The organism is Flavobacterium columnare (assembly GCF_014844295.1).
Classification (GTDB): Bacteria; Bacteroidota; Bacteroidia; order Flavobacteriales; family Flavobacteriaceae; genus Flavobacterium; species Flavobacterium columnare.
Genome location: NZ_CP054494.1, coordinates 2594882 through 2609782, shown reverse-complemented (window position 1 = coordinate 2609782; position 14901 = coordinate 2594882). Strand labels below are relative to the sequence as shown.

11 protein-coding genes are annotated in these 14901 nt (G+C 31.0%); 2 read left to right on the top strand and 9 right to left on the bottom strand.

All coding sequences use genetic code 11. The features are described 5' to 3' along the window. Positions 1 to 500: 500 nt before the first annotated feature. Positions 501 to 767 carry a hypothetical protein gene (locus tag HUE53_RS11340; protein ID WP_014165379.1) on the bottom strand — a complete coding sequence of 89 codons (267 nt, stop codon included), beginning with the start codon at positions 765 to 767 and terminating at the stop codon, positions 501 to 503. A gap of 186 nt (positions 768 to 953) precedes the next feature. Here HUE53_RS11340 and HUE53_RS11335 point away from each other — a divergent pair, with 186 nt between their 5' ends. Beyond that, positions 954 to 1364 carry a helix-turn-helix domain-containing protein gene (locus HUE53_RS11335; protein WP_014165380.1) on the top strand — a complete coding sequence of 137 codons (411 nt, stop codon included), beginning with the start codon at positions 954 to 956 and terminating at the stop codon, positions 1362 to 1364. 644 nt (positions 1365 to 2008) lie between these two features. Here HUE53_RS11335 and HUE53_RS11330 read toward each other — a convergent pair. From HUE53_RS11330 to HUE53_RS11295, 8 genes are all read right to left on the bottom strand, one after another. Next, the gene (locus HUE53_RS11330; protein ID WP_077225151.1) at positions 2009 to 2785 is read right to left on the bottom strand and encodes an alpha/beta fold hydrolase; all 777 of its coding nucleotides are present in this window, start codon (positions 2783 to 2785) and stop codon (positions 2009 to 2011) included. 23 nt (positions 2786 to 2808) lie between these two features. Then, positions 2809 to 3645, bottom strand: coding sequence for an ABC transporter substrate-binding protein (locus tag HUE53_RS11325; protein ID WP_014165382.1), 837 nt, complete (start codon positions 3643 to 3645; stop codon positions 2809 to 2811). A gap of 45 nt (positions 3646 to 3690) precedes the next feature. Continuing rightward, a complete protein-coding gene (gene pyrF / locus HUE53_RS11320; protein WP_014165383.1) occupies positions 3691 to 4518 on the bottom strand; it encodes an orotidine-5'-phosphate decarboxylase in 828 nt (275 codons plus the stop codon). A 72-nt stretch (positions 4519 to 4590) separates the two neighbouring features. Further along, on the bottom strand, positions 4591 to 4932 hold the full coding sequence (locus tag HUE53_RS11315) for a hypothetical protein (RefSeq protein ID WP_014165384.1): 342 nt from the start codon (positions 4930 to 4932) through the stop codon (positions 4591 to 4593). 305 nt (positions 4933 to 5237) lie between these two features. Then, positions 5238 to 7265, bottom strand: coding sequence for a DUF5723 family protein (locus HUE53_RS11310; protein WP_192188498.1), 2028 nt, complete (start codon positions 7263 to 7265; stop codon positions 5238 to 5240). A 177-nt stretch (positions 7266 to 7442) separates the two neighbouring features. After that, positions 7443 to 8516, bottom strand: coding sequence for a peptide chain release factor 1 (gene prfA, locus HUE53_RS11305; protein ID WP_065213478.1), 1074 nt, complete (start codon positions 8514 to 8516; stop codon positions 7443 to 7445). Positions 8517 to 8720: 204 nt separating this feature from the next. Then, positions 8721 to 10022 (bottom strand): amidohydrolase family protein, encoded by a 1302-nt coding sequence (locus tag HUE53_RS11300; protein ID WP_041253210.1) that lies wholly within the window; start codon positions 10020 to 10022, stop codon positions 8721 to 8723. A gap of 34 nt (positions 10023 to 10056) precedes the next feature. Beyond that, positions 10057 to 13062 (bottom strand): amidohydrolase family protein, encoded by a 3006-nt coding sequence (locus HUE53_RS11295; RefSeq protein WP_014165388.1) that lies wholly within the window; start codon positions 13060 to 13062, stop codon positions 10057 to 10059. Positions 13063 to 13213: 151 nt separating this feature from the next. Here HUE53_RS11295 and HUE53_RS11290 point away from each other — a divergent pair, with 151 nt between their 5' ends. After that, on the top strand, positions 13214 to 14749 hold the full coding sequence (locus tag HUE53_RS11290; RefSeq protein WP_065213476.1) for a YifB family Mg chelatase-like AAA ATPase: 1536 nt from the start codon (positions 13214 to 13216) through the stop codon (positions 14747 to 14749). The last annotated feature ends 152 nt before the right edge of the window (positions 14750 to 14901 follow it).

Below are 14901 nucleotides of genomic sequence, written 5' to 3'. Positions count from 1 at the left end.
AACAACAATACATAAAGGCCAGAAAAGCTATTCGTATTTTTTTATTTTAGGCGTTATTAATTAGCGATTCAAAAGCAAAATCTATGCTTATTTCAAAATATATTATTTAAATACAATCATAATATCAAATATAGAATAACTTGAACTAGTAAGTTTAGTACTACTCCAATTAATAACCAGAATACACAGTTATTGCACATAGTTATTTTTTTTATAAATTTCATATAGAATTTAAATATTAATACAGAATACACTTCATAGTCCCAACAAGTGTTTTACCTTTTAGCTCTACTTTATTTTCTTTAATACCTTCATATTCCATTCGTTATTTTAGTATATTCTTTTATTTATTACGGTTTTATTTTCAAAGAAGAAGATTTTTATTTATTTCTTATTCTTAATTGAAACGCCTTTATTCTTTCGTTTTTTACTTAGCAAGATGCTTGCTTTTAAAACTTCTTTTACAGATTACAGGCTGAATTAGTTTATCTCGTTACTAATTATGATCGATTAAATAATAACTCGAAAACTAGTTCTATTTTATCACAGATTTCTTCACTTACATTCCTAAAATGCCAAAAATCAAATATTTTTGATTCTGGTATTTCGGGGTAATAGTTTTGAATAACCGCCTTGAACGCATCAAAACTTCTAAATCCTTTGTTAAAAAAGCACATCAAAAGACTACTTGAACGCTGAATTATCTCAATACGTTTTAATGTAGTTAGTTCTCTCTTCTTCATCGTATTTTTAGAATCAACTGACATAACTTTTGTATATTTGTTTTTAATGTATACACAAACTATTTACATAAGTAGTTTGTGTAAACTATGTGTGAAAATCAGCAATACAATTTACACGCATAAACTAGATGTGAAAATTAGATATACAAATATATAAAATATTTGATACTAAACAAATAAAAAATCAAATAATTTATAAAATAATAAACAATGTTAAAATTAGACAAAAGCATAAGGAAATCTATGACGCCAGAAGAATTAAAGATTGCTCGAAAAAGGAAAGGTTTGACTCAAAAGGAAGTAGCTGATCTAATAGGTGTATCCTTTCAGACGTACAACGGATATGAAAATGGAAAGAAAATTCCAACGACAAAATATCAAATTTTAGAGAATGTCTTATATTCTTTCAATCAGGTGAATGAACCTTCTGCAATCTATTTTACAGAAAATGGTCATGATAAAACTATTAAACATTTGAATGAGTTGATTGTTCAACGTGAGGAAATTTTAAAAATTCTAAATCCAAATTCTCTTGATTACTACCATAATTTAGAAATGATTCAGATGTACAAGGATAGGATTAAATATATTAATGTGGCAAAACAGGAGGGTAGGAAGTAATTTTTTGCCTTATAGTTAACTCCTCCCTCCTATTTCTTTAGGAATGTTTTACTAAGTAGTTTAAAACCAGAGTATTCATTAGGTTTTATACTATTTAAACTTAAAATATACTGGATTAAAAGTAAAGTTCTCGATACGTTTTTTTTTCATTTTAAAAACAGCTCGAACAGACGGTTGAGTATATAATTGAAAATCATCGTTCGTTCGAGCGCGAAGCGCATCGAGAACCAACACTACTATTTGTTGCTTTTGTAGATGTACTATTTAAAAAAAAAAAATTCAAAGTTTAAATGGTATTATACTATAAGATAAAAGGGTAAAGAAGATAAAAATATGTGATTTTTTTCTGTAAGCTATTTATAGTTTTGCAAGATTGGGGGATGAAATTACTTTCTTAGTCTTAAATTACTTTTTATCTGTAGTAAATTTCTAATGCGTAATCTGGGTTAAAAGTGATGCAGATTAGTAATGGATGGGTTTGTATAATCTATCTTTGGAACTTTGGTGGGTATTCTTTTTAGAATTATGGTTCCATGGGGAGTAATGAGTTATTTTTTTACTCGATCTGAATAAATTGTTTTTAATCCTTATCTGTAGACTTTTTACTGTGTCTGTTCCTAAAATATTTTTTAGATGCGTTAGGGTTATTGTAATTTTCTTAAAAACTCAATTGCTCTTTTATTAAATAGATGGGCCTGTTCTACATTTACAACGTGTCCACATTTTTGAATAATGGTTAATTTTGCTGATTTATAATGCAAGTCTGCTACTTTTTTTACGGTTGGTAAAAACATATAATCTTCTTCTCCCATAATATACAGGGTTGGTATATTTAGTTCTACTTGTCTGAACCATCTCAAAACGGGATTTATTTCTGTTGTTAGTCTAAACCATTTTAGAAATTCTTTTTGGTATAATTTTTTTGCTTCATTTATAAACATTAAGCGAGATTGTTTATGATTTTCTTTAGGCATTATAATAAATGCAAATAGTCTATAAAGAACTAAATAAGGCAGTATGTATTTAAAAATATTTCCTAATTGCATTAATATCTGTGAACGAAAATTCATTTTTAGAATTGCGCCTCCCATAATCATACTTTTAACTCTTTCTGGATACATTTCTGCTAATTGTCTAATGACTATAGTTCCTAAGGAAATTCCGATGAAATGGGATGATTGTATCTTTAGAAAATCTATAACTTCTAAGACATCATGAGCTATGGATTTGAAGGTGTATTTTTTAGCGAATCCTGTTTTTTTAGAATCTCCATGTCCTCTTAAATCTAACAGTAGAACATTAAAGTGTTTTTGAAACTCCCTAATCTGTTTAAACCATATTGAAGAACTTCCTCCTGCTCCATGTACAAAAGTAACCCATTGGCTAGTGGAGGTGTTTTCATAAATGGTATAGTGTATCATGTTTTTAATGTAAATATAGAGTTTTAGTGTGAATGTGTATGATGTAAATGCTGTTCACCAATACGCAATCGCAATTTTTTAAAATAATCAAAGGCTTTAACTAGTCTTGAGCCGTACCAAGAAAACATTTCTCCATCAACAAAAACGGTTTTTGCATGATGCGAATACCTCCCTAATTCGAATGCGTGTTCATCTTTAAATGGATAAGGTTCTGATGATAGAAAAATGAGATCAGGATCGCCTTGAATTCGCATTTTTTGCACAACAACTTCTGGGTAACGCTCAGGATATTTTTCATTAGCTGCGTATATGTTTTCTAACTTATTTAATTCTAATAAATGATTGATAAAGGTATTTCTTCCTGCTACCATATAGGGTTTACCCCAGATAAAATAGGCTACTGTTTGCGCTTCGTACTCCTTAATGAAATTAAGAAAGTCTTCTTTTGCAAAATTGATTTTGTTAATCCATTTTTGCGCTTCTGTACGAACATTAAATAGCTTCCCGAAGTCTTCTATCATTTTGTTATTATCCTCAATAGTATAGATATCTGTTACCCAAACTGGGCAAATAGATTCTAGCTGTTGTACTATTTCTAGTGTATTTTCTTCTTTATTACAAATAATCAGATCGGGCTGTAGTGCTTCTATCTTTTCTATTTTTATATTTTTAGTTCCCCCTACACTAGTCTTAGTGGTTTTAAAATGAAAAGGGTGTACACAAAATTTTGTAATACCTACAATTTTTTCTTCTAATCCTAAATCGTATAATAATTCTGTTTGCGAAGGTACTAAAGAAACTATTCTTTTAGGAGTTGTTTCTAATTTGTGTTGATTTCCTATTTGATCTGTATAAATCATTTGTTTCTGTTTATTATTCAATGCTTTATTTTATCACTCTAGATCTTATAATGCAGCATTTGAATTTAAAATATCTTCCATTTCTTTTTGTAATTTCAGGGCTTCTTGTCTTGCTTTTAGATAAAAGTCTTCATTAGTAGAAGCGTATATGATTCCTCGAGAAGAGTTTACTAGGAGTCCTACTTTGTCGTTCATTCCGTATTTACAAACTTCTTGTAGGCTTCCTCCTTGTGCCCCTACCCCTGGGACTAATAAGAAGTTGTTGGGTATTATTTTTCTAATTTCTTTAAAATATTCTGCTTTAGTTGCTCCCACTACGTACATTAAGTTTTGAGAATTTTTCCAAGTTTTAGAAGTTTCTATTACTTGTTTGTATAATTCTTTTCCGTTGACACTTAATGTTTGAAAATCAAAGGCTCCTTCATTAGATGTTAGAGCTAACATAATTGTATGTTTGCCATCAAATGATAAAAAGGGTTCTACTGAATCCTTTCCCATATAAGGCGCTACTGTAACTGAATCAAATTGTAAGTCTTGAAAAAATGCTTTAGCATACATATAAGAAGTATTACCTATATCGCCTCTTTTAGCATCTGCAATGGTAAAAATTTCAGGGTATTTTTCATTGATATATTGAATTGTTTTTTCGAGTGCAACCCACCCTTTAATTCCGTAGGCTTCAAAGAAAGCTATATTAGGTTTGTAGGCTATGCATAAATCGTGTGTAGCGTCTATAATGGCTTTATTAAATTCAAAAATAGGGTCTTCTTTTGTTAATAGGTGCTGTGGAATTTTTTCTAAATCTACATCTAAACCTACGCAAAGGAATGATTTTTTTTGTTGAATTTGTTGGATTAATTGTTGTGTTGTCATCTTTTTGTTTTGTGGTGCAAAAATAAAAAAAGGATGTTCAATTTGAACATCCTTTTAAGAAATATATTAATCTTAGAATTGATAGGAAATTCCTCCGTTTAAAATTCCTTTATAACCTAATCCTACTTCTGCGCTGATTCCTAATTTTTTTCCATACCTAAATCCTATCCCTGTGATTTGAAAATTAAATCGGTTTGAATTGTCAAAGGATAATCCTTCTGATGATAATTCATTTGTTTTATTACGTATCAGGGTATATCCTACTCCTAGTCCTGAATATAATCTAAAGTTATCGTTTGACAAATAGTTATAATTAGATTTTAGGGCTAAAGTAATGTCTTCTTCATTTTGCTTATTAATAACTTTTCCATTAGATAGTATGTCTGATTCAAAAGTTTCATAAGCTAGATCCAATCCTAAATTTAATTTATTAAGTATCGCATAATTATATTCTAGGGTAAATACCCCTGTACTGACTTTATTGTCAATTTCTATTGTTCCTAAACTTGCTGGTGCGGTTAGAATATTAGTAACGGTATTAATAATGCCATTTGTAGAAACTATTCCGTAGCTCTTAATTCACTCGTTCCTTTTTCTTGAGCTGTGGTAGAAAAAAATGAGCTTAATAGTACTATTAAGCTCATTTTTTTAAAATTTATTTTTTTCATATTGTTCTTTCGTATGATTTAACAATGAACAATATACGAAAAATAGGTAAATTATTCAATAATTAATTTTACTTCTACTCTTCTATTTAAAGCTTTTCCTGCTTTTGTTTTATTAGAAGCAATTGGTTTTGATTCTCCATAGCCTATAGCTTTTAGTCGTGATTTATCAATACCTTTACTCACTAGATAATTCATAATAGCAGATGCACGAGACTCTGAGAGTTTTTTATTAACTTCTGCTTTCCCAACACTGTCAGTATGTCCTTCTAATGAAAATTTAGCCGTAGGGTATTCATTTAACAAGGCTGACATAGCTTCTAAAACTGGATAAGTAGAAGATTGAAAAGTGTTTCTTCCTGCATCAAACAAAATTGTTTTTGCATAATCGTTTAATTTTTTAACAACTGCTTGTGTAACTTCTGGACATCCATTATTTTTTATTGTTCCTGGAACGTTTACACATTTATCGTCTTTATCTAAAACCATGTCTCCATCAGTATCAGGCCAAGGGCAACCGTTGTTTTCAGCAGGACCTACTACTGTTACACATTTATCTTCAGGATCTATAACACCATCATTATCCGTATCTTTATAAGGACATCCACCATTTTCTTTAGGTCCTTTTTCGTTGATACATTGATCTACGTTATCTAATAACCCATCATTATCTGTATCGGGTATTATTGTTTCTTGAACTACAGGTGCTGGCTCAGATTTTTTGATTTCTTTTGGTTCTTTTATGCGTTTTTCTCCTTTATAAATAGGTACCTTTAGACCTACATACGCATCAATTCCTTTAGATTCTGATGATACTAAATTACTTAAAATAGATCCTGACCCTAGGAATAGAGGTCCTAAGCGCAAACTAGTTCCTACATTTAGCCCCCTGTATTCCAAATAATTAACTGGCAATGCAATACTAAACCATTTAGTTTCGTAACGTGGCGTTAGCATATAACTGTTAGCAATAGATAAAGTATTTAAAGCTTTTCTATCATTTAGATTAAAATCCCCGTTAACATTTAAATAGAATTTTCTAAAAAAATTCCAATCTATATTAGTATGCAAGGCTGTTGGCAGCGTTACTTTTTGTGAAGAATAGATTTCTGGTCTTGTATCAAATAGGGCTAATATCTTTTCTAAATTACCTGCTGATTCTACTAATACTTGATTTACGGTGATGCTATTAAATTCGTAATGGTTTTCAGTATTTGTTTTATAATTAATAGTACCTATATCTGTTACAGATACTCCAAATTTCCATTTATAATTAGGTCCATATTTTTTTTGAACATTTTGGTTTTTTATTTCAAAAATTAATCCTAGATCACCTCCAAAACCATTTGAGTTTGGGTTGTATTTTAGTTCTTTATCTAGGTTATTAAAATCTTTTGTACCTCCATAAACAAAATCTCCTGTAGCTGTAATTTTTTGATTATTAGGAAAATTGTTTGCGTTGAAAAATAGGTTTATGTTTTTTCCATAAGCGTAGGAGTTAGCAAATCCTTGTAAGTATTTTAGTGATATACCTCCTTTTAATGAATATTGCTCATTATTTAATATAATAGCTCCATAAGATAGCCCTAATTCTGCCCAGCTATTTGCTACCATATTAAAGTCTCCTTCATCTATGTTGTAGTCCTTAATGTCTTTAAAGTCTTTTCTAAATTTATCAAATAGAGTACCATTTAGTTCGTGTATGTTTGCATTTCCTCTAGCTCTGGAGAAGAATCCAATAGAATGTTTTGGTGTTATATTAAACATAAATGAAGGACCTAGTATGTCTGCATTTACCATTATATTATTATTTGATGAAGCAAATTTTTTAGATTGTAAATCTATGTCAAAATCTTTTTTTAAAAGATCTGTAATTTTTACACCAAAATAATCATTGCCTAGCAAGGCACTCCCTGAAACTAGATTTAAATCCAAACGATAAGGAGATGCTACTATAGTAGCAGGGTTATAAATCATCCCATGCACACCGCTGTAATTATCGGGTACAAATCCTATATAGGATTGTGCTTCTATTTGTTCTGTACAAAGAAATAGGGAAAATAATGCTAAAATTTTTTTCATTTAAATTTATTTGATGGTTAAAAAGTTTTTTTTTTCGTGGGGTCTGAAAAGTTAAAGATCAGTATCTATTATAGGATAAACACATTATTAGTATTATATAATTTACTTTTACTATTCACTTCGTTGGAGTTTCTATTCGGTCAAAATGAAAAGACTGTTCCTTTCGGGACAGTCTTATTAATATACTTCTGATTCTTTTAGTTTTTCTGTATTAGCTACTAATTGTAATTCGTCTATAAATTTTTGAATTTTCCCACTCATCACCCCATCCATATCAAAGATATCCATTCCTATTCGGTGATCTGTTACACGTCCTTGTGGAAAGTTATAAGTTCTAATTTTTGCAGAACGGTCACCTGAACTAACTTGCGAATTACGTTTTTTAGCGTCTTCTTCTTGTTTTTTAGCTAGTTCCATTTCATATAAGCGGGAACGTAGTACTGATAAGGCTTTATCTTTATTTTTATGTTGGGATTTTTCGTCTTGACATTGTGCCACTAATCCTGTTGGAATATGTGTCATCCGAACAGCTGATTTAGTTGTATTTACGGACTGTCCGCCTGGTCCTGAAGAACAGAATAAGTCTATACGTACATCATTCATATCTATATGTACATCAAATTCTTCTGCTTCTGGTAATACCATAACAGTAGCTGCTGAGGTATGTACTCGTCCTTGCGTTTCTGTTTGTGGTACACGTTGTACTCGATGTACACCTGCTTCATATTTTAGAGTTCCATAAACGTCTTCCCCTGTTACTTCAAAAATAATTTCTTTAAATCCACCTGCTGTTCCTTCGTTTAGATCTACAACAGAGGTTCTCCATCCTTTTGTTTCACAGTATCTGGTGTACATTTTGTATAAATCTCCTGCAAATAAAGAAGCTTCATCTCCACCTGTACCTGCTCTAATTTCTACCATTACATTTTTAGCATCTTCTGGATCTTTAGGAATAAGCATAAACTTGATCTCTTCTTCTAATTGAGGAAGTCTTTGTTGCGCTTCTTCTAATTGCATTTTAGCCATTTCCACCATCTCGGCATCAGAACCATCTGCTAAAATTTCTTTGGCTTCATTAATATTTCCAACAAGATTTACATACTCTTCGCGTTTTTCAACTAAAGCTTTTAAATCTTTATATTCTTTATTTAATTGCACATAACGTTTCTGATCAGCAATAACATCGGGTTGGATGATTAGGTCTGATACTTCGTCAAAACGTTGCTTTACATATTGAAGTCTTTCTAACATATTGTAATTCTTCTATTTTGGATTGCAAAATTACAATTTTTGTTTCAAGAACCAAGAATTAGAGATTCAAGTTTTAGGATCTGGGTTAAATATATCTTTTCTTTATTAAAAAAGATAGACTTGTAGTCTACCTGAATATTATAAAATAGGCATTGTTATTAAAATTAAGATTATAAAAATGATTCCATGATTTTTGTTGCTTCTTTATTGAATGCCATATTTACTTTTATATTTATCGTTTAACTGAGTTTGATGAGATTGTAAAGAAATTTTTCTTCCTTGTATGTAGGCGTACGATAAATTATTGGTGCGCATATCAAGTGCGTCACCTTCTGATACAAATAGAGTAGCATCCTTACCTGTTTCTAGAGAACCACAAAAGGAATCTATTCCTAGGATTTTAGCTGTATTTAGAGTAATTAACTGTAAAGCTTGTTCTTTTGTTAATCCGTATGCTACTGTTGTGCCTGCTAAAAATGGCAAGTTTCTTGTATTCATTCGCTCCATATCACCACTATTTTCTAATCCTACTAAAACGCCTTTATCTATTAAAAGTTTTGCTAGTTTAAAAGGCTGATCTATATCATCATGATCTAAATTGGGCAAACTGTGTACTCTTCCTAGTAAAACTCCTATATTATTTTGAACTAAAAGAGGTGCTACTTTATCTGCTTGATACCCTCCTATTATTACGCTTTTTTGTATTTGATTTTCTTTTGCTATTCGAATAGCGTCTATGATTTGTTTTTCTTCGTAGGCATTTATGTATAGTGTTTGGGTTCCGTTAAAAATGCCTCTTAAGGATTCAAAAACAGTATTTTTTTCTATTGGTTCGCTCTTCAAGTAGGCTTTAGCTTGTTTTAAAAAATCAGAAAATTCAGTTACTTGTTTTGAATACTCTTTGTTTACTTCTATAATTCCAGGTTCGGCCCACCATCCTGATTTTTTAAATGTAACTGGAAAATGGCAATGAATTCCATCGTTTTGTTTAATTACCGCATCTTCCCAAGTCCACGCATCCATTTGTACTATAGAAGAAGTTCCTGCTATATACCTTCCTCTAGGGGTGATTTGAGCTGTTAAAACTCCATTAATCCGTGCAGTTTCTGTTATTTTTGATTCTGTATTGTAAGCTATAAGACTCCTTATATTAGGGGTAAAACCTCCTATTTCTCTTTCATCATCGGTAGCCTTTACGGCATCAATTTCAACTAACCCTATAGTGGAATTAGGCGCTATAAAACCAGGGTATAAGTGTTTGCCTTCCGCGTGTATTACCTCATCATAAGAGGTTAAATCAATACGTGTAAGAGAGGCGTCAGCTACTAAATTTAGTTTACCTTCTTTAAATCCTATAGCACTATTTTTTATTAGCTCTCCATTCCCTAAATGAGCTACAGCATTTATAATAAGTATTGATTTGGTTTGTTGAGGAGCTGGTGTTTGTTGAGCATACATTCCTGTTATAAACAATAGGGAACATAGAAATTTTATATATCTTTTCATTCATTGAAATATTTACTGTTTATCATGACGTTTTTTACTCTTCCATTGTATCGCAATGGTAGTGTCTTTTTTCTGTTTTAGCTACTGGTCGTGTAGAGGCTCCTTGATTTTTTTGCTGCAACATTTGATTTATCAACTCTATTTTTTCTAGCTGAATCGACTGTCTGTGTTGCTGGTCTAGTATTCTATCATAATATAAGGTTCCTTCGATTATGGTCTTGTCTACTTTTGCATATACTGATAATGGGTTATCATCCCATAAAACTAGATCTGCGTCTTTACCTATTTTTATACTTCCTATTCTATCATCTAAATGGAGTAATTTAGCTGGATTTAATGTTACCATCTTCCAAGCTTCTTCTTCTGATATACCGCCATATTTAACTATTTTTGCTGCTTCTTGATTTAATCGTCTTGACATTTCGGCATCATCAGAGTTTATTGCTACAAGCACTCCTTGTTTATGAAGAATGGATGCGTTATAGGGAATGGCATCATTTACTTCATATTTATAGGCCCACCAATCGGAAAACGTGGAAGCTCCTGCCCCATGTTTTTTTATTTCATTAGCTACTTTATATCCTTCCAAGATATGAGTAAAGGTATTTATCTTAAAATTAAATTTTTCAGCTACTCGCATTAAAGATAAAATTTCAGACTGAACGTAAGAATGACATGAGATGAATCGTTTTTTATTTAAGATTTCAGCTATTGTTTGTAATTCAAGATCAATACGTGGTTCTTTTAATTTACCTGATTTTCCTTGTGTGTGGTAGAGTTTCCACATTTTATCATATTCTAATGCTCGGGTAAAATAATCTATAAATACTTGTTCTACTCCCATACGGGTTTGTGGAAAACGGGTTGGATTTGAAATTCCCCAATTAGATTGTTTTACATTTTCTCCTAAAGCGAATTTGATAAATTGAGGTGCGTTTTGAAAAATCATTTCATCGGGTGGTAATCCCCATTTCCAACGTACTATAGCTGAACGCCCACCAATAGGATTAGCTGAACCGTGTAGCAATTGAGAGGTAGTTACTCCGCCTGCTAAATTTCTATAAATATTAACATCTTCAGAATTAACTACATCTTCTATTGTTACTTCTGCTGATGAATTATGTCCTCCCTCATTTACCCCATTGGATATTGCTATATGCGAATGCTCGTCTACAATCCCAGTTGTTAAATGTTTGCCTTTTGCATCTATTACTTCAGCTGTCGTCTCATTAATAGACTTTCCAATTGCTACTATTTTTCCATTTTTTATCAAAACATCGGTTTCTGGTAGAATTCCATCTTTTTCATTGGTCCAAACGGTGGCTTTTTTAAACAATAGGATTTTATTTTTTGGTTTTTGAAGATTGCCGTAGGGCAAATTAGGATAGGTTACAGGAAAAATTTTATTTGCCTCTTTTTGGGGTAATTCTTCTTGATTTGGTACAAAAACATCTGTTTGTTTAGCTTCCCAAATAGATTCTAATCCTTGAGCTGTTACTACTTTTCCTGTAATTTTTTTGGTATCTGAAATAAAACCTGTTAGTCTATGAAATTCTGTTTTAGTGGTATCTGCTGTTTGCAATAGGATATTCATCCAATTATCGGATATTGTTAATTTAGAATTTACTTTTTTGTTTTCTTTTGTTTTAATTTCTACTTTAGGAGCATTTATTTCTCCTTCGATTTTCATTTTGTAATTTTCGTCTCTAAAAGTTAGATCATAATTTCCTCTAACATCTTTAGTTTCTAAATTGTTTATTACATACTTTTTACCATTAACCCAATTTTCAAATAAGGTAGTTTTTACATCAAAAATATCTCCTGAAGTAATTAAAAAATTGGCATACGCTCCTATTTTTAAACAACCTACTTGATTGGTTTTTCCTAATAATTTAGCAGGAATGGTAGTTAGTGCTTCTAATGCTATTGTTTTATTTAAGCCATATTTTATAGCTTTTAATAAATTGGTTTTAAAGTCATCTATTTTCTTTAATTTGTCTGTTGTTAAAGCAAAAACTACGTCATTATCAGCTAATATTTTAGGATTTAAGGGGGCTTGATTCCAAAATCGTAAATCAGCCAATTCCATTTGATTGGCTATATAAGGATCTGATACGTCATAAGCTTCAGGAAAATTAATTGGAATAATAAATTTAGAATTATATTTTTTTATTTCGTCAATACGTTCAAATTCATTACCTGACCCTTTAAAGATATAATTAACACCAAATTGTTTTCCTATTTTAGCTATTCGTAAACTGTTTAATTTATCTTCTGTGGCAAAAATTTGAACTAATTTTTCATTTTTTATCAAAGATTCTAAAGAAGTATCTTTATACTCTGAATTTCCTTTTTTATACCAATTAGCATCGTGATACATCTGCTTCAACAGCGCTAATGTTCCCATTAATGAAGATGGATACGCTTGATTAGAAGATGTACTTCTCTTTAAAGAGAAATGATGAGTTATTGTTTTTTCTAAAAAATGATGGGTTTCTTTTTCATTATTCAAAAACACTAAAGCGCCTGTACCCCTAGCAATTCCATCTGGAATATGGGTACATAAAAGACCAAATCCTGCTTTTAAAAATTCTTCTGCTCTTTGGTTGTCATACTTATAAACTTCAAAAGCATTATTTTCTGTTTTAATGTGTTCATTCCAATAATATCCTTTTCTTTGGGTATCATACAAGGGATTATCATTTCTATTGGTATTAGATTTTGTCGTTGTTTCGATTCCAAAATTAGTATACAAATCAATAAATGAGGGATAAATAGTTTTTCCTTTTAAATCAATAGTAATAGTTGAATTAGGAATTAGGCAGTTTTTACCAACTTCTGCTACTTTCCCGTCTTTAATTAATAATATTCCATTTTCTATCACTTCTGAAGGAGTAATATAAATTTTTGCATTAATAAAAGCAGTCAAATTAGAGACTTTATTTTTTACGCTTTCATTATTAGGAAAATACTCTTGCGCATTTATTGTATGCAAAAACACTAAATTTAAGAGTAAAAACGCCTTTATTTTTTTCATCATTGAAGCTTTGTTTTATTCTTGAAAATTAAAAATAATCACTCAATATATTTTATTTTAATTAATTTTTAACAAAAAATTAAGTTAAAAACAAACATTTTTACTCTTTTTTCATTAATTTTATTAAATATAAGCCTTTAAAATAATTTAAGCCATGTTAGTAAAAGTATTTGGAAGCGCTGTTTTTGGCGTAGATGCTACTACTATTACAGTAGAAGTAAACACAGAAAAAGGGATAGGTTATCATCTAGTAGGATTACCCGATAGTACCATCAAGGAAAGTTGCTTTAGGATAGCAGCTGCTCTTAAAAATAATCATTATCAATTTCCAGGAAAAAAAATAATCGTCAATATGGCTCCTGCTGATTTACGTAAGGAAGGATCTGCTTATGACTTAACGATTGCCATTGGCATTCTAGCGGCTTCTGGACAAATCAACAAAGATAAAATAGAGCAATATGTTATAATGGGCGAACTTTCCTTAGATGGAAGTTTGCAACCTATAAAAGGGGCTTTACCTATTGCTATAAAAGCTAGAGAAGAAGGTTTTAAGGGGTTTTTCTTACCTAAACAAAATGCTAACGAAGCCGCTATTGTATCTGATTTAGAAGTATATGGCATTGAAAATGTGAGTGAAATTATTGATTTTTTTGAAAATAAAATACAACTAGAACCTATAAAAATAAACACTCGCGAAGATTTTTTTAAAACTATTGATTTTCCTGAATTTGATTTTGCAGAAGTAAGAGGTCAAGAATCAATTAAAAGGTGTATGGAAATAGCAGCAGCTGGGGGACATAATATTATATTAATTGGTCCACCTGGAGCAGGCAAAACCATGCTAGCGAAACGATTGCCCAGCATTCTACCTCCTATGACGTTAAAAGAGGCATTAGAAACAACGAAAATACATAGCGTTGCAGGAAAATCAAAAGATTCAGGCTTAATCAATCAGCGTCCTTTTAGGGCTCCTCATCATTCTGCCTCAAGTGTTTCTCTTGTAGGTGGAGGTAGTTATCCGCAGCCTGGAGAAATTTCCTTAGCACATAATGGTGTTCTTTTTTTAGATGAGCTCCCTGAATTTAAAAGAGAGGTTTTAGAAGTAATGCGGCAACCATTGGAAGATCGAGAAGTAACTATCGCTAGAGCTAAATTTACAATTACCTACCCTTCTTCCTTTATGCTTGTTGCCAGTATGAATCCTAGTCCGAGTGGCTATTTTCATGATTCCTCTTCTAAATTAAGTTCAAGTTCTAATGAAATGCAGCGGTATATGAACAAAATATCAGGTCCTTTATTAGATCGAATAGATCTGCATATAGAGGTAACACCTGTTCCTTTTGAAAAACTTTCAGACAATCGTCCCTCCGAAAGTAGTTTAGAAATTAGAAAAAGAGTCTGTAAAGCACGTGATATTCAGAGTTTAAGGTTTGAAAAATATGATTATTTACATTACAATGCTCAAATGACTACGAAACAAATAAGAGAATATTGTTCTTTAGATGATGATTCTCTTCATTTATTAAAAACAGCAATGGAACGATTAAGTTTATCCGCCAGAGCTTATGATAGGATATTAAAAGTATCTCGTACTATTGCTGATCTTGAAAATTCAGATGATGTACATGCTCATCATATAGCGGAAGCTATTCAATATAGGAGTCTAGATCGAGAAGGTTGGCTTGGCTAGATCCTATAAATTTAAAAAGAGAATATTCAAAAAATGTGATATTCTCTTTTTATATAAATCTATAACAACTAAGATTATCCAAAAGTTCAAAACCTTATCCATTTAACTTAATCAACTATCTTTATTTGAATGATTAAAGACATCGTTGAACA